This window comes from Streptomyces sp. NPDC098781 (genome assembly GCF_044759995.1).
Taxonomy (GTDB): domain Bacteria; phylum Actinomycetota; class Actinomycetes; order Streptomycetales; family Streptomycetaceae; genus Streptomyces.
Map to the genome: position 1 here is coordinate 1 of NZ_JBIWAK010000011.1, position 19,146 is coordinate 19,146.

Annotated in this window: 17 protein-coding genes; 11 read left to right on the top strand and 6 right to left on the bottom strand. The window is 72.7% G+C overall.

Features of this window, described 5'->3' with window-relative positions:
* Positions 1-211: 211 nt before the first annotated feature.
* From ACIQWG_RS35590 to ACIQWG_RS35605, 4 genes are all read left to right on the top strand, one after another.
* Positions 212-1,090, top strand: a complete 879-nt coding sequence (locus ACIQWG_RS35590) for a carbohydrate ABC transporter permease (protein WP_404103540.1) — start codon at positions 212-214, stop codon at positions 1,088-1,090.
* Positions 1,087-1,989 (top strand): carbohydrate ABC transporter permease, encoded by a 903-nt coding sequence (locus tag ACIQWG_RS35595; protein WP_404103543.1) that lies wholly within the window; start codon positions 1,087-1,089, stop codon positions 1,987-1,989. The genes ACIQWG_RS35590 and ACIQWG_RS35595 overlap by 4 nt, the downstream gene beginning before the upstream one ends.
* Positions 1,990-2,129: 140 nt before the next feature.
* A complete protein-coding gene (locus tag ACIQWG_RS35600) occupies positions 2,130-3,563 on the top strand; it encodes a GH1 family beta-glucosidase (protein ID WP_404103546.1) in 1,434 nt (477 codons plus the stop codon).
* 74 nt (positions 3,564-3,637) lie between these two features.
* The gene (locus ACIQWG_RS35605; RefSeq protein ID WP_404103549.1) at positions 3,638-5,203 is read left to right on the top strand and encodes an oxidoreductase; all 1,566 of its coding nucleotides are present in this window, start codon (positions 3,638-3,640) and stop codon (positions 5,201-5,203) included.
* Positions 5,204-5,310: 107 nt separating this feature from the next.
* On the opposite strand, the gene ACIQWG_RS35610 is transcribed toward ACIQWG_RS35605, so the two are convergent.
* The 3 genes from ACIQWG_RS35610 to ACIQWG_RS35620 form a co-directional block, all read right to left on the bottom strand.
* Entirely contained in the window at positions 5,311-6,780 is a 1,470-nt protein-coding gene (locus ACIQWG_RS35610) for a cellulose binding domain-containing protein (protein WP_404103552.1), read from the bottom strand.
* A 122-nt stretch (positions 6,781-6,902) separates the two neighbouring features.
* Positions 6,903-8,306: a sensor histidine kinase gene (locus tag ACIQWG_RS35615; RefSeq protein ID WP_404103554.1), complete on the bottom strand. Its 1,404-nt coding sequence runs from the start codon at positions 8,304-8,306 to the stop codon at positions 6,903-6,905.
* Positions 8,303-9,007: a response regulator transcription factor gene (locus tag ACIQWG_RS35620; protein WP_404103556.1), complete on the bottom strand. Its 705-nt coding sequence runs from the start codon at positions 9,005-9,007 to the stop codon at positions 8,303-8,305. The genes ACIQWG_RS35615 and ACIQWG_RS35620 overlap by 4 nt, the downstream gene beginning before the upstream one ends.
* A 98-nt stretch (positions 9,008-9,105) precedes the next feature.
* Here ACIQWG_RS35620 and ACIQWG_RS35625 point away from each other — a divergent pair, with 98 nt between their 5' ends.
* Positions 9,106-9,630 (top strand): hypothetical protein, encoded by a 525-nt coding sequence (locus ACIQWG_RS35625; RefSeq protein WP_404103558.1) that lies wholly within the window; start codon positions 9,106-9,108, stop codon positions 9,628-9,630.
* Position 9,631: 1 nt separating this feature from the next.
* On the opposite strand, the gene ACIQWG_RS35630 is transcribed toward ACIQWG_RS35625, so the two are convergent.
* Together ACIQWG_RS35630 and ACIQWG_RS35635 are read right to left on the bottom strand one after the other, a co-directional pair.
* A complete protein-coding gene (locus tag ACIQWG_RS35630) occupies positions 9,632-10,501 on the bottom strand; it encodes a spermidine synthase (protein WP_404103561.1) in 870 nt (289 codons plus the stop codon).
* 46 nt (positions 10,502-10,547) lie between these two features.
* The gene (locus ACIQWG_RS35635) at positions 10,548-11,024 is read right to left on the bottom strand and encodes a hypothetical protein (protein ID WP_404103564.1); all 477 of its coding nucleotides are present in this window, start codon (positions 11,022-11,024) and stop codon (positions 10,548-10,550) included.
* Between the two features lie 262 nt (positions 11,025-11,286).
* Between ACIQWG_RS35635 and ACIQWG_RS35640 the strand changes: the two genes are divergently transcribed.
* Positions 11,287-12,765 (top strand): hypothetical protein, encoded by a 1,479-nt coding sequence (locus ACIQWG_RS35640; protein ID WP_404103566.1) that lies wholly within the window; start codon positions 11,287-11,289, stop codon positions 12,763-12,765.
* Positions 12,766-12,787: 22 nt separating this feature from the next.
* Here the strand turns inward: ACIQWG_RS35640 and ACIQWG_RS35645 are convergent, their stop codons facing one another.
* Positions 12,788-13,384, bottom strand: a complete 597-nt coding sequence (locus ACIQWG_RS35645; protein WP_404103568.1) for a histidine phosphatase family protein — start codon at positions 13,382-13,384, stop codon at positions 12,788-12,790.
* A gap of 182 nt (positions 13,385-13,566) precedes the next feature.
* On the opposite strand from ACIQWG_RS35645, the gene ACIQWG_RS35650 reads away from it, so the two are divergent.
* The 5 genes from ACIQWG_RS35650 (at position 13,567) to ACIQWG_RS35670 (ending at position 19,035) form a co-directional block, all read left to right on the top strand.
* A complete protein-coding gene (locus ACIQWG_RS35650) occupies positions 13,567-14,565 on the top strand; it encodes a phosphatase PAP2 family protein (RefSeq protein ID WP_404103571.1) in 999 nt (332 codons plus the stop codon).
* Positions 14,516-15,649: a hypothetical protein gene (locus ACIQWG_RS35655; RefSeq protein WP_404103573.1), complete on the top strand. Its 1,134-nt coding sequence runs from the start codon at positions 14,516-14,518 to the stop codon at positions 15,647-15,649. Before ACIQWG_RS35650 ends, ACIQWG_RS35655 begins: the two co-directional genes overlap by 50 nt.
* The gene (locus ACIQWG_RS35660; RefSeq protein ID WP_404103576.1) at positions 15,640-17,247 is read left to right on the top strand and encodes a hypothetical protein; all 1,608 of its coding nucleotides are present in this window, start codon (positions 15,640-15,642) and stop codon (positions 17,245-17,247) included. Before ACIQWG_RS35655 ends, ACIQWG_RS35660 begins: the two co-directional genes overlap by 10 nt.
* Positions 17,244-18,581, top strand: coding sequence for an AAA domain-containing protein (locus tag ACIQWG_RS35665; protein ID WP_404103578.1), 1,338 nt, complete (start codon positions 17,244-17,246; stop codon positions 18,579-18,581). Before ACIQWG_RS35660 ends, ACIQWG_RS35665 begins: the two co-directional genes overlap by 4 nt.
* 88 nt (positions 18,582-18,669) lie before the next feature.
* Entirely contained in the window at positions 18,670-19,035 is a 366-nt protein-coding gene (locus ACIQWG_RS35670; protein WP_404103581.1) for a hypothetical protein, read from the top strand.
* Positions 19,036-19,146 lie beyond the last annotated feature (111 nt).

Here is a 19,146-nt window from a genome sequence, read left to right on the forward strand (position 1 = left end):
AGCCCCCCTATGTGGGCGGGGAGCCCGCGACCAACTAGATCACGGACGGGCTCGCCCTGTTCGCCGCCCCAAGCCGCCCCGCGCCCCCCCGGGGGCGCGCCCCGCCGCCGCGCCGGGTCCCCCGCGGGGCGCGGCCGGCCGCGCGCACGGTCGCGGTACGCCGCCTCCGCCGGGCACCAGTTCCTGGCGGAGCCGGCTGTACCGCTGGGACATGAAGGCGTCGCCGTACGCGTTCATCGCCCCCTTCTTCATCGTCTTCGGGGCGTTCTCGCTGGTCCCGCTGCTGTACACGGCGTGGTACTCGCTGCACAACGTGCAGCTGGCCAACCTGGACGGCCAGACGTGGACCGGCCTGGACAACTACCGGAACCTGCTGTCCTCGGACTTCTTCTGGAACGCGCTGTGGAACACCTTCACCATCGGCGTGATCTCCACGGTGCCCCAGCTGCTGATGGCGATCGGCCTCGCCCATCTCCTGAACTACCGGCTGCGCGGCTCCACGATGTGGCGGGTCGTGATGCTCACCCCGTACGCCACCTCGGTGGCGGCGGCGACCCTCGTCTTCGTGCTGCTGTACTCCTGGGACGGCGGCATGATCAACTGGCTGCTGGACTTCGTCGGCATCGACCCGGTCAACTGGCGTGAGTCCGACTGGGGTTCGCAGTTCGCGGTGTCGTCGATCGTGATCTGGCGCTGGACGGGTTACAACGCGCTGATCTATCTGGCGGCGATGCAGGCGATCCCGGCCGACCTCTACGAGTCCGCGGCGATCGACGGCGCCAACCGGTGGCAGCAGTTCATCCACGTCACCGTCCCGCAGCTGCGGCCGACGATCCTGTTCACGGTCGTCGTCTCCACCATCGGCGCGACCCAGCTCTTCGGTGAGCCCCTGCTGTTCGGCGGGGTGAGCGGCTCGAAGGGCGGCTCCGAGCACCAGTACCAGACGCTCGGTCTGTACATGTACGACCAGGGCTGGATCATCGGCAACCTCGGCAAGGCGTCCGCGATCGCCTGGTCGATGTTCCTGATCCTGCTGATCGTCGCCGTGATCCAACTGCTGGTGTCCCGACGGCTGAGGAAGTCCCAATGACCACCACCGAACTGACGGCGCCTCAGCCCGCGAAGACGTCGAAGCCCCGGCGCGAGCGAACCCGTGTGATGGGCGCGGGCAAGCAGTTGCACGCCGGCCCGCTCACCTATGTCGTCCTGTCCGTCTTCGCCCTGGTCTCGCTGGCCCCGCTGGTGTGGACGGCGATCGCGGCCTCGCGCACCAACCAGCGGCTCGCGGAGACACCGCCGCCGCTGTGGTTCGGCGGGAACCTGTTCAAGAACATGGAGCGGGCGTGGGAGGAGGGCGGGCTCGGCACGGCGATGTTCAACACCATCTTCGTGGCGGGCATGATCACCGTCAGCACCGTGCTGTTCTCCACGCTCGCCGGCTTCGCCTTCGCCAAGCTCCGGTTCCGGTTCTCCGGCGTCCTGCTGCTGCTGACGATCGGCACGATGATGATCCCGCCGCAGCTGGCGGTCGTACCGCTGTATCTGTGGATGGCGGACCTCGGCTGGTCCAACCAGCTCCAGACGGTGATCCTGCCGACGCTGTGCACGGCCTTCGGTACGTTCTTCATGCGTCAGTACCTGGTGCAGGCGCTGCCGAGCGAGCTGATCGAGGCGGCGCGGGTGGACGGGGCGAGCAGTCTCCGGGTCGTGTGGCACGTGGTCTTCCCGGCCGCCCGGCCCGCGATGGCCGTACTCGGCCTGCTGACCTTCGTGTTCGCCTGGAACGACTTCCTGTGGCCGATCATCGCCCTGAACCAGGAGAACCCGACCGTGCAGGTCGCCCTGAACTCCCTCGGCACCGGTTACGTCCCCGACCAGGCGGTCATCATGGCCGGCGCCCTGCTCGGCACGCTGCCGCTGCTGATCGCCTTCCTGCTGTTCGGCAAGCAGATCGTGGGCGGCATCATGCAGGGCGCGATCAAGGGCTGACGCATCTGCCCTCTTCAGCCTCGTCCGACCTCCAGGGGCCGCGCCACCGCCGCCTCGGCCCCCTGGAGGCCCTCCCCTCCTCCCCCTCTCCCCCCTACTCGTACCCGTCGGTCTCCACGACCTCCAATGGGAGCGCTTCCATGCCTGAGCCCCTGTCGTCGCCCGTGTCCTTCCCGCCCGCCTTCCTCTGGGGTGCCGCGACCTCCGCGTACCAGATCGAGGGGGCGGTGCGGGAGGGCGGCCGCACCGCCTCCATCTGGGACACCTTCAGCCATACGCCGGGCAGGACGGCCGGCGGCGAGCACGGTGACATCGCTGTCGACCACTATCACCGCTACCGCGAGGACGTGGCGCTGATGGCCGACCTCGGCCTGAACGCGTACCGGTTCTCCATCTCCTGGCCGCGCGTCCAACCGACCGGCCGGGGGCCCGCGGTGCAGGTGGGCCTGGACTTCTACCGCCGTCTGGTGGACGAGCTGCTGGCGAAGGGCATCAAGCCGGCCGTCACGCTCTACCACTGGGACCTGCCGCAGGAGTTGGAGGACGCGGGCGGCTGGCCGGAGCGGGACACGGCGTACCGGTTCGCCGAGTACGCGCAGATCGTCGGCGAGGCGCTCGGCGACCGGGTGGAGCAGTGGATCACGCTCAACGAGCCCTGGTGCAGCGCCTTCCTGGGCTACGGCTCGGGCGTGCACGCGCCGGGCCGTACCGAGCCGGTGGCCACCCTGCGGGCGGCCCACCACCTGAACCTGGCCCATGGCCTCGGTGCATCGGCCCTGCGCTCGGTGATGCCGGCCCGCAACTCGGTGGCGCTGAGCCTCAACTCCTCGGTGGTACGGCCGCTCTCGCAGGACCCGGCGGACCTGGCGGCGGCACACAAGATCGAGGACCTGGCCAACGGGATCTTCCACGGCCCGGTCCTGCACGGCGTCTACCCGGAGACGCTGTACGCAGCGACGGAGCCGCTGACGGACTGGTCGTACGTCCTGGACGGCGACCTGGCCGCCATCAACCAGCCCCTGGACGCGCTCGGCCTGAACTACTACACCCCGGCGCTGGTCTCGGCGGCCGAGTCCGAGGTGAGCGGGCCCCGCGCCGACGGCCACGGCGCCAGCGACCACTCGCCGTGGCCCGGCGCGGACGACGTGCTGTTCCACCAGACCCCGGGCGAGCGCACGGAGATGGGCTGGACGATCGACCCGACCGGCCTGCACGAACTGATCATGCGCTACTCGCGCGAGGCCCCCGGCCTGCCGCTGTACGTGACCGAGAACGGCGCGGCCTACGACGACAAGCCCGACCCCGACGGCCGCGTCCACGACCCCGAGCGCGTCGCCTACCTGCACGGCCACCTGTCGGCGGTACGGCAGGCCATCACGGACGGCGCTGATGTGCGCGGGTACTACCTGTGGTCCCTGATGGACAACTTCGAGTGGGCGTACGGGTACGAGAAGCGGTTCGGCGCGGTGTACGTCGACTACGCGACGCTCGCCCGGACGCCGAAGTCGAGTGCGTACTGGTACGGGCAGGCGGCTCGGACGGGGGCGCTGCCGGAGGTGGAGGAGGGGGTCTAGGAAACCGTTCCGGGGGACGGGGCGCGGCACGCCGAGGGGACGTGCGGCGCCCCGCGGTTCACTACTCTGCTCCGGTGCTCTCCTACGACGAATTGACGGCTCCGGAACGTGAGTTGTGGAACGCCTTCCCCGAAGGGCGCCAGGTCGACCTGCGCCCGGACGGGTCCGAGAGCGATCGTCCCGTCGCGGGCGGCGGGCAGTGGGGGCCCGAGCGCACGGTGCGGGCCGCCGTGCTCGCGGCGCTGCTGCTGGGGGCGCACGGCGGCGAGCAGGGCGCCGTCGCCTGTCTGCGGCTGACCGGCGCGCGGGTCACGGGGCATCTCGATCTCGCCGGGGCACAGATCGGGTACGCGCTCTGGCTGGCGGACTGCTGGTTCGACGAACGGATCGACCTCTACGGGGCGTCGACCCTGTCGATCGCGATCGTGGACAGCCGCGTGCCCGGCCTCGAAGCCGGTTCGACCCGCGTCGAGGGCACCATCGACCTACGGGGCTCCCTGGTGGAGAACACCGCTGAATCGGCCCACCACCGCGCCGTCACGGCCCTGTCCCTCATCAACGCCCGGGTGTCCGGCGCGGTGATCCTCAACCGGGCCCGGATCGACGCGCAGGACGGCTGGGCGGTGGGCGCCGGTGGGCTGGTCATGGAAGGGGGCTTCTTCGCCCGGCGCCTCATCGCGCACGGTCAAGTACGGCTTCCCGGGGCGCAGTTGCCGGGTGGGCTGTTCATGAACGGCGCGCGTCTGGAGAGCCCCGGCCCGCGGGGAGTGGCCTTGGCCCTGAACAGCGCGGTGGCGTCGACGCTCGACCTCTCCCGGGGGTTCACCGCGAACGGGACGGTACGGCTGCGCGGCGCCCGGATCGCGGACAACCTGACCTTCGAGGGGGCCGTGCTGAACGGGCCGCCCGAGGGTGACGGCCCGGCCCTGATGGGGACGCTGATGCAGGCCGTCGATTTCGATCTCAAGCTCGCGCGGACGCCGACCCGCTCGGTGGATCTGCGGGGTGCGCAGGTGTCGTACCTCCACGAGGGCGAGCACAGCTGGCCGGACGTGGTGGAGCTGGACGGATTCGTCTACGGCAGCATCAAGGTCGGCGGCGAGGACGAGGCCGGCGGGCGCAGCGAGGCGGTGGGGACGCGGGAGCCGGTCGCCCGCCGCATCGCGTGGATACGGCGCAGCCCGGGCTACAGCCCACAGCCGTACGAGCAGTTGGCGACCTGGTACCGCGCGGTCGGTCACGACGACGACGCTCGTCGGGTCCTGCTGGCCAAGCAGCGTCACCGCCGCGGCACTCTGCGTCCGGCGGCGCGTGCCTGGGGGCATCTGCTCGACGCGACCGTCGGCTACGGCTACCGTCCCTGGCTGGCCGGTGTCTGGCTGCTGACCCTGGCCCTGCTGGGTGCTCTGGTCTTCCGCGCCCACACCCCGACCCCGGTGAAGCCGGGCGAGGGCGCCCCGTTCCAGCCGCTCGTCTACACGCTCGACCTGCTGATCCCCATCGGAGGCCTGGGCCAGCGCGGCGGCTGGTACTGGACGGACGCCGGCGTGCAATGGCTCGCCTACACCCTGGTCGCGTTCGGGTGGGTGCTGACCACGGCCGTCATCGCGGGCGTGACACGAGCCCTACAGAAGAACTGACGCGGCGGAACGGATCGGGCGACGGCCTGCGCGCCCCGGCCGGATGGGGGGAAGACCGGCCGGGACGCGCAACCCCCGTTTCCTGGTTGGCCGTCGGTGGCCCGGCGCTACTTGCCGAAGGCCGCGAACGCCTTCGAGAAGGCGAACTTGTCCTGGAGGATCGAGCTGCACGTCGCGTCGGCCGCCGGCTTCTCGCCGCCCGCGCACTGCTGGTCGCGGGTCGCCGACCACATCGAGAGCCAACCGAGGCCCTTGGACTTGGCGAAGTTCACCAGCTGGGTGGCGTCGTCGACCTTGAAGATCTCGGTGACGACGTCGTTGACGCCGATCATCGGAGTGACCGCGACCGTCTTCCAGGCGGCGCTGTCGGAGAGGCCGAGGACGCTCTTGACCTGGGCCTGGGTGGCGGTGGCCGCCTGCTCGGCGTAGGTACCCATGTCGTCGCTGTACGCGGGGCCGTAGTCCATCGCCATGATGTTGACGGTGTCGATCTCGACGCCGTTCTGCTTGGCGTCGGCGAGCAGGTCGACGCCCGGCTGGGTGAGGCCCTCCGGCATCACGGGGAGGGTGTAGGAGACGTCCAGGTCCGGGTGCCGCTGCTGGAGCTCGGCTATCGCCTGGGCGCGGCGGGTGTTGGCCGCCTTGTCGGGGAGCGCGCCGCCCTCGACGTCGAAGTCGACCTTGGTCAGCTTGTAGGCGGCGACCACCTTCTCGTACGCCGCCGCCAGCGCGTCCGCCGAGGAGCAGGTCGTGGCCAGCTCGCTGCCGGCCGCGCCGCCGAAGGAGACCCGGACGTCACCGCCCTTGGCGCGCAGCTCGCCGATCTGCGCGGCCACCGCGTCGGTGCCGAGGTCCGTGACGCCGCCCCACTTCGGGGTGCAGCCGCCGCCGTCGGTGATGAAGGCGAGGTTGTAGTTCTTCACGCCGGTCGCCTCGGCGCTCGCCGCCATGTCGAAGGCCGGGTAGAGGGAGGTGTCGATATAGGGGGCGAAGCCGGCGGACGCGGCGGTTCCGGTGCCGGAGGTCTCCGAGGGCTCGGCGGTGGGGGTCGCGCTGGGCTCGGCGGTCGTCGCCGTGGGGGTGGGCGTGGGGGTCGGGGTCGGCTTCGGAGGCTGGGTCGGGCGGCCGCTCGGCTCCGGGGTCGCGGTGGTGTCCGTGGCGCACTTGGCGTCGTCGATCAGGCAACCCGTGGGTGCGGCCGAACCGTTGACCACGAAGCCGACCGTCACCGACTCGCCGGCCGCCAGTCCGTCGCTGTCCCACTTCGGCGGGGTCACGGTGACGTGCTGTCCGCTCACCTTCGACTCGGCGTTCCACAGGGAGCTCAGCTTCGAGCCCGACGGCAGGTCGAACTCCAGCGTCCAGTCCTTCTTCGCCTGACCGGTGTTGTTCGTGACGACGTACTGCGCGGTGTATCCCGTCGACCAGTCACTGGTCTTCGTGTACGCCGCCCCGATCCCGGCCGCCTGGGCGGTGCCGGTGAACAGGATCGCGCCACCGCCGGCCACGGCGGCGGCGACCAGCCCGCCGATCGCCTTGTTCCTGCCACTGACCTTGCGCCGGTGGGTGCTGCTCATCACGTGCCTGCCTCACTGTTCACGGGTTCGTGGGATCACGGTGTGGGTGCGGCAGCACGCTAGCGATTCGGAATCGGGCAAAGCGCCTGATTAGGACGGGGGTTGGCGGCCTTAGGGCGCGCTTAAGGAAGGGATCGGGGACGGTTAAAGGACGAGACCAATCGGCCGGGACGGCGGCGGCGCACGGAGCCCCGGTGGCCCCTGCGCACGGGCTCCCTGCCGTCCAGCTGGATCCAGATCCGCACCTCGGTCCCGCCGAGCACCGACGACCCGATCCGCACGTCCCCGCCGGTCGACTCGGCGAGCCGTCGCACGATGTCCAGCCCCAGCCCGGTCGAGCCGGCGCTGCCCGAGCCCCGCCCGCGCGCCATCGCCGCCTCGGGGTCGGCTATGCCGGGCCCGGCGTCGGAGACCAGCACGATCACCGCGTCCTCGCCGTTGTGCACGTCGACCGCGAAGGCGGTGCCCTCGGCGGTGTGCCGGAAGACGTTGCCGAGCAGGGCGTCGAGCGCGGCCGCCAGATCCGCGCGGGCCACCGGTATCCGCACCGGCCGGTCCACGCCGGCCACCCGCACCTTGCGGTCCTCGTCCTCCGCCAGCGCCGACCAGAACGTCATCCGCTCGCGCACCACCTCGGCCGCGTCGCACCCGGCGCCCGGACCCGCCGCGACCGTCTGCGGCTTGGCCTCCCGGGCGGTACGGATGATGGTGTCGACCTCACGCTCCAGCTGGGCCACGGCGGCCCGGGTCTGCTCGGCGGCCGGGCCGTCCCCGAGCGAGGCCGCGTTCAGCCGCAGCACGGTCAGCGGGGTACGCAGGCGATGGGACAGGTCGGCGGCCAGCTCCCGCTCGTTCGCGAGCAGTTGCACGACCTGGTCGGCCATCGAGTTGAACGCCACCGCGGCCAGCCGCAGTTCGTTCGGCCCCTCCTCGGGCACCCGGGCGCCCAGCTTGCCCTCCCCCAGCTCGTGCGCGCCCTCGACCAGGCGCTGCGCGGGCCGCACCATCCGTACGCCCAGCCGGTCCGCCACGGCGACCGATCCGACGATCAGCGCGAGGCCGACCCCCGCGAGCACCGTCCACGCCGTGGTGAGCCCGTTGGTGACCTCCGCTTCGGGGACGTACACCTCGACGACGGCGATCTCGCCGGAGCTCAGAGCGACGGGCTGGAGCAGTGTGGATCCGCCGGGGACCTCGGTGGTCGAGGCGCGGCCCAGCTTCCGTACGGTCGCGATGTCGTCGTCGGCGGCGCGCTGCCGGCCGAGGTCGACGGCGGAGGCTTCGCCGGACGCCGGTATGTGCACGGCCATCCCCGCGTCCGAGCCGGCGGAGGCGACGACCCGCTCCAGCTGGTCCCGGTCGGTGGTGATGGACAGCGCGGGAGCGACCGCGGCGGCCTCCCGCTCGGCGTTGGAGAACGCGCGGTCACGGGCCATCTCGCGGATGACCAGTCCGAGCGGGACGGCGAAGGCGACCACGACCATGACGGTGACCGCCAGACAGACCTTGACCAGTGCCCATCTCATCGCGGCGGCTCCCCACCGGGTGGTTCCAGCTTCACGCCGACGCCTCGCAGGGTGTGCAGATAACGCGGTCGCGCGGCGGTCTCCCCGAGCTTGCGCCGCAGCCATGACAGATGGACGTCGATCGTCTGGTCGTCGCCGTAGGACTGCTGCCACACCTCGGCGAGCAGTTCCTTGCGGGGGACGACCACTCCGGGCCGGGCGGCCAGGAAGGCGAGCAGGTCGAACTCGCGGCGGGTGAGGTCGAGTCGGATGCCGTCCAGCTCGGCCTGCCGGCGCAGCGGGTCGACGGTGAGGCCGCCGACGCGCACCACGGTCTCCGGCGGGACGTCACCGGCGGCGGCCCGGGACCGCCGCAGGACGGCCGCCATGCGGGCCGAGAGGTGCTCGACCGAGAAGGGCTTGGTGAGGTAGTCGTCCGCCCCGTCGTTCAGCAGCCGGACGATCTCCGTCTCGTCGTCCCTGGCGGTGGCGATGATCACGGGGACGTCGGTGATCCCGCGCAGCATCTTCAGGGCCTCGGAGCCGTCCAGATCGGGCAGACCGAGGTCCAGGACGACCACGTCGAAACGGAAATGGGCGACCTCGCGCAGCGCCTCCAGCGCCGTCCCGACACTGCGCACCGTGTGTGCCGCGTCGGTCAGGTGCCGGATGAGCGCCGAGCGGACGAAGGGGTCGTCCTCGACCACGAGCACACTTGCCATGCGCCGCACCGTACGCCATGCGGGGGACCCTGATCCGGGCCTGTGGATAACTCGGACCATGTGCGGCCTGTGAGGTGCGTGAGGCAGTATGGCCCGCGATGCGCAGAGGACTCGTACACGTACTGGCTTGGTCGCTCGCCACGGGCGCGGCGGTCACGCTGTCGTGGTGGGGGGTCCACACGGTGATGGCGGGCACGGTGTACGACCGCCCGCGCGCCCTGCCCATCACGGCGGCCGACGCGACCACGCAGGAGTCGAAGCCGCTCGCGTCCTCGACCCACTCGCCGCGGCGGCCGACGCCGTCGCGGAGCCCCTCCCCGAAGCCCACCGGGACACCCCGCACACCGACCACGCCCGCGAAGCCGCCGGCGAACAGCCCGGACCCCTCCCCCACCAAGTCCGGCCAGGTCAAGAGCTACGACACCGACGGCGGCCGGGTGGTCTTCGACATCGGCGACGCGTCCGCGACCCTCGTCTCGGCCACGCCGGGCGCCGGCTGGTCGATGCAGGTGTGGAAGACGGAGACGTGGATCCGGGTGGAGTTCGGCGCGGGCGCGGACCGGGTGTCGGTGTTCTGCACCTGGCACGACGGGCCGCCGCGCGTGGAGATCGGGAACTACTGAGTCACCGGAACACGGACGGCGGCGGGGCCGGCGAGGCCACCGCCACCAGGTCGTTCACGGGGACGGCACCACCGGTGAAGTCGGTGAGCGCCCTGCCGTGCTCGACGCGGGCGGGATGCGGGTCGCCGGCGGCGCTCCGGGTCAGTTCGGCGACCGGGAGCGCACGGTCGGAGGCGACGAGCACGGCGTTGCCGAATCGCTTGCCGCGCAGTACCGCCGGGTCGGCGAGCAGCGCGAGTTCCCCGAACCGGTCGGCGGCGGTGGCGATCTGGCCGCGCAGATGCCTGAGCGGCGGCCCGTCGGCGAGATTGGCGGCGTAGACACCGCCGGGCTTGAGGACCCTGCGTACGTCGTCGAGGAACTCCGTCGAGGTCAGATGGGCGGGGGTGCGGGCCGCGCTGAAGACGTCGGCGACGACGAGGTCGGCCCATCCGTCGGGCACCTTGGCGAGCCCGTCCCGGGCGTCCGTCGACCGCACCCGGATCCGGGCCGCCGGATCCAACGGCAGCTCCCGCCGGACCAGTTGGACGAGGGCGGCGTCCCGCTCGACGACCTGCTGGGTGGAGCGGGGCCGGGTGGCGGCGACGTAGCGGGCGAGCGTGAGGGCGCCGCCGCCGAGGTGGACCGCGTGCAGGGGTCGGCCGGGCGGGGCGACGAGGTCGATGACGTGCCCGAGGCGCCGCTGGTACTCGAAGGAGAGGTACGCGGGGTCGTCCAGGTCGACGTGCGACTGAGGGGCGCCGTCGATGAGGAGCGTCCAGGCGCGGGCCCGATCCCGGTCGGGTATCAGCTCGGCGAGTCCGCCGTCGACGCGTTCGACGACGGCTTCGGCCGCGGCCGGCCGCCGCCGGGCGTTCCTGGATCTTCCCATTGGTTCATTGTCGCAAGCGGGCGACCGGGCCGCCCGGGCAGCCGCGTCAGCAGCACTTGTCGGCCGCCTCCAGCAGCCGGGCCGCCTCGCCCAGTGCGGCCCGCAGCATCGCGGGATCGGTCGCGGGGTCGGCCTCGTCGGGCGGCAGGAGCCAGTCGGAGCCCTCGACCGGAGGCTCGGGACGCGGGTCCAGGCTCAGGCTCAGGCCCCGGCCATCGGTCTCCGTACAGGTGCTGCCGGGCATGTCCCAGGCGGCGGCCGTGCCGGACGGGACCACGAAGCCCAGGGTGTCGCAGCAGTCGTCGTGCAGTACGGGTCCCACCGCCTCGCCGCCGCCCCGGCGCAGGATGTCGACCGCCTCCAGGCCCTGCCGCGCGGGGACGGTGACCACGTCGCACCCCGTCCGCGGGTCGCAGCCCGCGCCCGGCGGCGCGCTGCACTGGGCGGTCGGCCCGTGCCCCGCCGTGGTCGACGGCGTGCGAGGAACGATGCTCTGGCTGGTCTCCATCCCGACCTCCACCACGGAACCCTTTGCAGTCCGAAGAGTTCAACGCGGCCGGGCGTCAACGGCTACGGCGGAAGTCCGCCGCAAAGGATGGCAGTTCATGGCAGATCACGTATGAGATATCCGGTTTGTAGCCAAACCCTGCGTACCCGGTCCGCTACAGCAGGTACGTTCTTGCCCGCCGGACGCAAGGGCACCACACGGATATTCGGTACGGACAGCCCGTTGAAGTCGCCCTCGTTCCGGCATGGTTCGACGGTTCGCACGAGAGGACCCGGCCATGGCGTCGACAGAGCTGACCTCGTCCCAGCCCATCAGGCCACCGCGGCCGAATCTCGCGTTCCGGCAGCTGCGCGGACAGCGCTCGCCGGCCGAGTTCGCCGCGCTGGTGCGACGGGCCGCTCGCGAGATCGGCGAGCGGGTCAGCTGTGACGCGCGTTACGTCGGTCGGGTGGAGGCAGGCGAGATCCGCTGCCCCAACTACGCGTACGAACGGGTGTTCCTGCACATGTTCCCCGGCCGCACGCTCACCGACCTCGGCTTCGCGCCCCGCTCGTCCGTACGCGGACGCCGGGCGCGCGACGAAGAGGACGCGCCCCCGACTCGCATCGCGAGCCCGGCGTGCGTCACGAGTGAGACGCGGGGGGCCCACGAGCCGTATGACCCGGAGAACCGGCAGGACCCGTACGACCCGCATGACGCGTACGGGACGGAGCACAAGCACGAGAACCACGAGGAGAGCGACGTGCTACGTCGCGCATTCATGACCGGCGGGGGCGCCACGATGGCCGCCGCCTCGCTGGGCCCCCTGGGGCTCACCTTCGACGCCGCGGCCGCGGAGCGTCCCGTCAGACGTGTCGGGGGACGCGAGGCGGACGCGCTGGAGGAAGCCGTACGCCGAATCCGGCTGCTCGACGACCGGCACGGCGCCGATGGCCTCTACCGCAGGGCCGCGGCCCCGCTGCGGGCCGCCTACGCCCTGCTGGACGCCGGTACGACCCGGCAGGCGGTCGGCGAACGGCTGCACTCGGGCGCTGGTGAACTGGCCATCTCGGTGGGGTGGCTGGCGCACGACTCCGGGCGGTTCGACGACGCGCGTTCGCACTACGCGGAGGCGCTCGCGACGGCCCGGATGGCCGGCGACCCGGCGCTCGAAGCGCACGCCTTCTGCAACACGTCCTTCCTCGCGCGGGACGCGGGCCGGCCCCGCGAGGCGGTGCGGGCCGCGCAGGCCGCGCAGCGCGCCGCGCGCCCCCTGGGCTCCGCGCGCCTGATGTCGCTGCTCGCGCTGCGGGAGGCCGGCGGCTGGGCCGGGCTCGCCGACCGGACCGGCTGCGAACAGGCGCTCGTCCGCGCGCAGGCCCTCTTCGACCGGGGCCGCTCCGAGGCCGACCCCGAGTGGATGAGCTTCTACGGCGAGGCCGAGCTGGAGGTCCTGGAGGCGCAGTGCTGGTCGGTGCTCGGCAACTGGCGGCGCGCGGCACGGCACGCCGAGCGGGCGGCCGAGCTCCAGGATCCCCACTTCACCCGCAACATCGCCCTCTACACCGCGGAGCTCGCGGACGACCTGGCGCGGGGCGGCCGCCCGGACGAGGCCGCCGCCGCCGGGATGCGGGTGCTGGACCTGCTGGACCAGGTGCAGTCGTCCCGGGTGCAGACGATGCTGGCGGGCACGGCGCGGGTGCTGCTGCCGCACCGCCGGGCGAGCGGGGTGTCGGCGTTCCTGGAACGGCACGCGAACGTGCCCCGCACGGTGTGATCCGGCGCCGGGCGCCCGGCCGCTATCCGGCCAGGTGCCCCAGGTCGTTCCAGCTCTCGATGGCCGGCTCCCCGTAGGCCCACCCCAGCACCGACAGCGACGTCGGGTTCAGCCGGATCCGTGCCGCGAAGTCGAGTGGCAGACCGAGCCAACGCGCGCCTATGGACCGCAGGATGTGCCCGTGCGCGAACACCAGCACGTCCCGGTCCGCCTCGCGCGCCCAGGCCACCACCTGGTCGGCACGGGCCGTCACCTCGGCGAGGGTCTCCCCCTCGGGCACGCCGTCGCGCCAGATGAGCCAGCCGGGGCGCACGGCCTGGATGTCGGCCGGTGTCATGCCCTCGTAGGCGCCGTAGTCCCACTCCATGAGCGTCTCCCAGTCGGACGCGCGTTCGCCGAAGCCGGCCAGTTCGCAGGTCTCCCGCGCGCGTGACAGCGGGCTGGTGCGGACCTCGACGCCGGCCAGCCCGTCGAACGGTGGCCGGTGCAGCCGCTCACCCAGCAGCTTCGCGCCCCGGCGGCCCTCCTCGAGAAGCGGAACGTCGGTCCTGCCGGTGTGCTTGCCGGACAGCGACCACGCCGTCTGTCCGTGCCTGGCCAGCAGGATGCGCGGTGCCATGACGGGGCCTTCCAGGAGAACGAGAAGTGGAATGTGTCCATCATCGCGCACACCGGGCGCGGGCAACCCGGCGGTCGATCTCTGCGTCTAGAGGGCCGGGGCGCCCGAAGGGGGCTCACGCATACACCGTAAAGTAGTACGACCGGTCAACCGGGCGCTGACAAGAAGGGGGAGGCGATCGGATGCCGCACGCCGAGACAGCTGGCGTGGAGGCGACGCCGCGGACCCGCCTGCGCTGGTGGACCGAGCTGCCGCTGATATTGCTCGTCTACGCCTGCTACTCGGCGGGCCGACTCCTCGCCCGGGGCGATGTCAGCGGCGCCGTCGACCACGGCCTCGCCATCCTGGACATCGAGAAGGCGCTGCACCTCAACGCCGAGCACCCGCTCAACCGCCTCTTCACCCGCGAGCCCTGGCTCGGCGTCCCGGCCGACTTCTGGTACGCCTCGCTGCACTACCTGATCACACCCGTGCTCCTGGTCTGGCTCTTCAGGTCCCGCACCCTGCACTACCGCGCGGCCCGCACCTGGCTGATGACGTCGACCTTCATAGGCCTGATCGGCTTCACCCTGCTGCCCACCTGCCCGCCCAGGCTGCTCGCCGACGGCCACGGGTTCGTCGACACGATGGCCCAGTACAGCTCGTACGGCTGGTGGGCCGGCGACGCGAGCGCGCCCAAGGGGCTGGGCGGCATGACCAACCAGTACGCCGCGATGCCGAGCCTGCACGTCGGCTGGGCGCTGTGGTGCGGGGTGATCCTCTGGCGGTACGGCGGGACGCGGCTGACGAAGGCGGCCGCGGTGGCCTACCCGCTGATCACCACGATCGTGGTGATGGGCACCGCCAACCACTACTTCCTCGACGCGGTCGCGGGCGCCGCCGTGATGGGCGCCGGGTTCCTGCTGGCGCCGGTCGTGATGCGGACCGTGGACCGGCTGCGGACGCGGTTCGGGTCGGGTGCCACGCCTGTCGCCGCCTCCGCGGGCACCGCGACGGGGGGCGCCGGTGTGCCCGTCCCGGTGGGCTCCGGCGGCACTCCTTCCTCAATTGTCAGTGGCGGATGCCAGACTTCCGCGGGTGAGCGAATTCCACGGCAGCGCGAGTCCCGGTTCGGATCCGGAGCCGAGCCGAGTGCCTCTCCCCAGGACGCGGGGGACGGCGCTCCGGCACCGGCTCGCTGAGCTGCGCGGTCCCGAGGTCCCGGCCAAGGCGCTGGACGCGCGCGCCCTGGCCGCCCTCGCCGCCAACCCCGGCTGCAAGCGCAGAGCGATCCTGGACGGCGCCGGGGTGAACAAGGCCGCGCTGGCGAGCGCGCTGGGCTCGCCGTCGGTCTTCGGTCAGTCACAGTTCGCCCTCACCCGCGGGAACGCCTTCGAGGCCAAGGTCAAGGCGGACGGCGGCGCTGAACTGCTGCGGCTGGTGCGCGAGAAGCTGGACCGCTCCGCCGAACCGCCGGCCCACGCGCGCGTGCCCGAGCTCGCCGCGATCGGCCCCGAGGGCCGCACGGCCCGTACGGCCCTGGCGCTGCGCGAGGCCACCGAGGCGCGCGGCGAGTGGACCCTGCTGGACCACCCGATGCTCGCGCTGGACGTCGCCGGCTCGCCCGCCTTCCTCGAACCGGACGCCGTGGTCGTGCACCCGGACGGCAGCTGGACGGTCGTGGAGATCAAGTCCTTCCCGATGCTGGACGGTTCGGCGGATGCGGCGAAGGTCGGCGCCGCCGCGCGGCAGGCGGCGGTGTACGTGCTGGCGCTGGAGGAGGTGGCCGCCCGGCTGGAGTCCGCCCCGCGGGTACGCCACCGGGTCCTGCTCGTCTGCCCGAAGGACTTCTCCAACCTCCCCACCGGCTCCGCCGTGGACGTACGCAAGCAGCGCGCGGTGACCGCCCGCCAACTGGACCGCCTCACCCGCATCGAGGACATCGCGGACGCCCTTCCGGCCGGCACCTGCTTCGCCCCCGACCTGCCCGAGGCCGACCTGACGGCCGCCGTCGAGTCGGTCCCGGCGACCTACGCGCCCGAGTGCCTGTCCGCCTGCGAGCTGGCCTTCCACTGCCGCGCCCGCTCCCGCGCGTCCGACGCGGTGACGTCGCTGGGCCGCTCGGTGCGGGCCGAACTGGGCGGTCTGACCACGGTCGCGGACGTCCTGTCGGCGGCCCGCGGCGACTCCGGCGACCCGGACGACCCCGCGGTGGCGGCGCTGCGCAGAGCGGCTCGGCTGCGCGCCGAGGCGCTCGGCGAGGAGGCGGTGGCCGCGTGTCGCTGATCTCCACCCTGGCCCGCCTCGAAGCCGTCAGCACCGGCCGCGCCCAGCCCGCGGCCACCGTCCGCCACCGGCATCTGTCCGACCGGCCGCTGGTCTTCGTGCCGCTCACCACCGCCGGTGAGGCGGGCGCCCCGCTCGGCGCACTCGTCGGCACCGACCGGCACGCCCCGCATCTGCTGGTCGTAGCGCAACCGCGCGACCGGGACCTCAGGTTCACGTTCCTGTCCGAACTGGCGGACGTGGTCCTGCCGTACATCGAAGCCCACGCCGACGACGTGGAGGCCGCCGAGCGCAACGAGACCGATCCGGAGACCGGCAAACGGGTCAAGGTCGAGGTCGAACTGTGCGCGGACGCCCCGCAGTTGATCGTGCCGAGCCGCGCGGGCGTCGAGTTCGTACGGCTGCTGGGCCGCTCGATGCGCTTTCGGCGTACGGCGGAGCAGGACCCCGAGGCGCCCTACCCCGCGCCCACGCGCGTGCCGTTGCTCGGCCGCTGGCTGACCCACTTCGGGGAGCGGGCCCGGGTGCCCGGCTCCTCGCTGCTGCTCGCGATGACGGATGTGCTGTCCCGGCACTGGGCGACCGGCCAGTCCACACTGGAGGACCAGCACCTGGGCGCGCTGCTGGCCTGGATCGCCCCGCCGGACGGCGAGACGGGCGCCGAGGCGGCCCTGCGGGCGGAGCTCGCGCGGGACCGGGACGGCCAGTTGCTGTGCCCGCCGGCCGGTCCGGCCACCGACCCGGCGTTCGACAACAAGCTGCTCGCGCCGGCGATCGAGCGCTACGACCGTGCCCGCACCGCCCTCGCCGCCGCCGAGGACGGTCTGGAGGCCGACGACCGGCTCGGCGACCTCACCGCCGCCGAGCGGGAGATCCGTGCCCTGGTCGAGAGCCGGACCCGGCCCACCTGGGACGCGGTGTGGCGCGGTCTCGACCGGTTGCGGGAGCTGCCGGTGGCCCCCCGGGTGGAGGAGCGGTGGACCCGCGACCGCTGGTCGTTCACCGGCCACCGGGACCGCGTACTCGCCGGCGAGCCGCCGCAGCCGCGCCGCGACGACGCGGTCACCGCCGCCAACAAGCTCGCCGCGCGCGAGCGCGAACAGGCCCGGCTGGAGGCCCAGGAGGCGCTCGACGATCCGCTGGTGATGGCGGGGCGACGGCTGACCGGGGAGGCGTTCGCGGGCGAGGTCACCGATGTGGTGATGGCGTACAGCGAGGGCAAGCGGCCGAGTCCGCGTCCCCTGGTCACGGTCCGCACGGACGACCGGCCGCATCTGGGCGAGCGGGCCAAGGTGTACCGGTCGCTGGGCGGGAAGCCGCAGTCGGCGGAGTTCGTCGGCCATGAGGGCGCCCTCGACGAGGACGGTGGTGTGCTGCTGGTGCTGCGGGTGCTCGACAAGATGGGCCGCGGCAAGGAGCCGGAGGAGGGTTCGGTGCCGCAGCGGGGCGACCTGGTCTGCTTCACGCTGTTCGAGCACGAGCAGCGGGGCGGGGCGAAGCTGCCGGACCCGGAGCAGACGCCGTGGACGCACGGCGGACCGCCCGGCGAGCGGGTTCCCGAGGCCGCCGACGCGCATACCGAGGAGGACGTGCTGTGACCGCCGTGTTCGATCCCGGTGCCGCGGCGGCCGAGGCCACCGACGCGATCCTGGCCGACACCCTGCACGGCACCGCGCGCGGTGTCGTCGTCGACTCCCCGCCCGGCGCCGGCAAGTCCACGCTCGTCGTCCGTGCCGCCCTCGAACTGGCGGAGGCCGGGCGCCCCTTGATGGTCGTGGCGCAGACCAACGCACAGGTCGACGACCTGGTGCTCAGGCTCGCCGAGAAGAACCCCGAGCTGCCGGTGGGGCGCCTGCACAGCAGCGACGCCGACCCGTACGACAAGGCGCTGGACGACCTGCCGAACGTACGCAAGTCGGCGAAGGCGGCCGACCTCGCGGGCCTGTCGGTCGTGCTGTCCACGGCGGCGAAGTGGGGGCATGTGAAGGTCGACGAGCCGTGGCGGCACGCGATCGTCGACGAGGCGTACCAGATGCGCTCGGACTCGCTGCTCGCCGTGGCGGGACTGTTCGAGCGGGCGCTGTTCGTGGGTGACCCCGGCCAGCTGGACCCGTTCGCGATCGTGGGCAGTGAGCAGTGGGCGGGGCTGTCCTACGACCCCTCGGCCTCGGCCGTCACCACCCTGCTGGCCCACAATCCCGACCTGCCCCAGCACCGCCTGCCGGTCTCCTGGCGCCTGCCCGCCTCCGCCGCGCCGCTCGTCTCCGACGCCTTCTACCCCTACACCCCGTTCCGCAGCGGCACCGGCCACGACGACCGCCGGCTCACCTTCGCGGTCCCGTCCGACGGCTCCGGTCCTGACCGGGTGATCGACGAGGCGGCGGAGTCCGGCTGGGGCCTGCTGGAGCTGCCCGCCCGGCACACCCCGCGCACGGACCCGGAGGCGGTCCGGGCGGTGGCGGCGGTGGTACGGCGCCTCCTCGACCGGGGCGGCGCGGCGACGTCGGAGCGCTCGCCCGATGCCGCGCCCCTGACCGCCGACCGGATCGCGGTCGGCACGGCCCACCGGGACCAGGCGGCGTCGGTCCGCGCCGCCCTCGCCGAGCTGGGCGTGACAGACGTCACGGTGGACACCGCGAACCGTCTCCAGGGCCGTGAGTACGACGTGACGGTGATCCTGCACCCGCTGTCCGGTCGCCCCGACGCCACCGCCTTCCACCTGGAGACCGGCCGCCTGTGCGTCCTGGCCTCCCGCCACCGGCACGCGTGCGTCGTGGTGTGCCGGGCCGGGGTGAGCGAGCTGCTGGACGACTATCCGTCGACGGAGCCGGTGCAGTTGGGGACGGTGGTGAAGTTTCCCGACGGTTGGGAGGCGAATCACGCCGTGTTGGCACGGCTCGCGGAACATCGGGTCGCCTGGCGGCCCGGCTGACCACACCCCGGGTGACCTGTCCCGACGCCCACTTGCGCGGGCGCGGGACAATGGACGGTGGACCGGTTACGTACGAGGAGGACAAGACATGGCGGAGCCCACGCCGCGTCGGAACGAACCGCGGCTACGCCCCGCGCCCCTGCTCTTCGAGCCGGCGGAGGTGGCCGCCGACCCGGAGCACTTCTTCGACCTGGAGTCGATCGACGACCCGCGGGCGCTGCTGGCGCGGGCGACCGAGCTGACGCAGGCGTTCCGGGCGGCGACGGACCGTGCGGTGGAGTTCCAGGCCATCGCGGCGGCCCAGCTGGCGGACCCCCGGCGCTTCGACCGGCTGACGCCCGCCGACATCGCCGAGCGGGCCGAGTGGACCGAGGACTACGCCAAGAAAATGGTCGAGTTCGGCAGGGATCTGATGCGAGGCGTCGAAGGGCCGGGGCACGTCGACCCCGTGTGAGCCCCTGAGTGCCCCCGCACACCCGATGGCATATGCCAGGCGGGCGGGCACGATACTCGCTGCCACCCGCTCTTGTCCGGCTTTTCGACAACCCTCGGAGATCGTCCGTTC

Excerpts from the sequence above, each read along its gene's own strand:
- ACIQWG_RS35590 (WP_404103540.1), top strand. The coding sequence starts at position 212 with ATGAAGGCGTCGCCGTACGCGTTCATCGCCCCCTTCTTCATCGTCTTC.
- ACIQWG_RS35595 (WP_404103543.1), top strand. The coding sequence starts at position 1,087 with ATGACCACCACCGAACTGACGGCGCCTCAGCCCGCGAAGACGTCGAAG.
- ACIQWG_RS35600 (WP_404103546.1), top strand. The coding sequence starts at position 2,130 with ATGCCTGAGCCCCTGTCGTCGCCCGTGTCCTTCCCGCCCGCCTTCCTC.
- ACIQWG_RS35610 (WP_404103552.1), bottom strand. The coding sequence starts at position 6,780 with ATGAGCAGCACCCACCGGCGCAAGGTCAGTGGCAGGAACAAGGCGATC.
- ACIQWG_RS35615 (WP_404103554.1), bottom strand. The coding sequence starts at position 8,306 with ATGAGATGGGCACTGGTCAAGGTCTGTCTGGCGGTCACCGTCATGGTC.
- ACIQWG_RS35620 (WP_404103556.1), bottom strand. The coding sequence starts at position 9,007 with ATGGCAAGTGTGCTCGTGGTCGAGGACGACCCCTTCGTCCGCTCGGCG.
- ACIQWG_RS35625 (WP_404103558.1), top strand. The coding sequence starts at position 9,106 with ATGCGCAGAGGACTCGTACACGTACTGGCTTGGTCGCTCGCCACGGGC.
- ACIQWG_RS35630 (WP_404103561.1), bottom strand. The coding sequence starts at position 10,501 with ATGGGAAGATCCAGGAACGCCCGGCGGCGGCCGGCCGCGGCCGAAGCC.
- ACIQWG_RS35640 (WP_404103566.1), top strand. The coding sequence starts at position 11,287 with ATGGCGTCGACAGAGCTGACCTCGTCCCAGCCCATCAGGCCACCGCGG.
- ACIQWG_RS35645 (WP_404103568.1), bottom strand. The coding sequence starts at position 13,384 with ATGGCACCGCGCATCCTGCTGGCCAGGCACGGACAGACGGCGTGGTCG.
- ACIQWG_RS35650 (WP_404103571.1), top strand. The coding sequence starts at position 13,567 with ATGCCGCACGCCGAGACAGCTGGCGTGGAGGCGACGCCGCGGACCCGC.
- ACIQWG_RS35670 (WP_404103581.1), top strand. The coding sequence starts at position 18,670 with ATGGCGGAGCCCACGCCGCGTCGGAACGAACCGCGGCTACGCCCCGCG.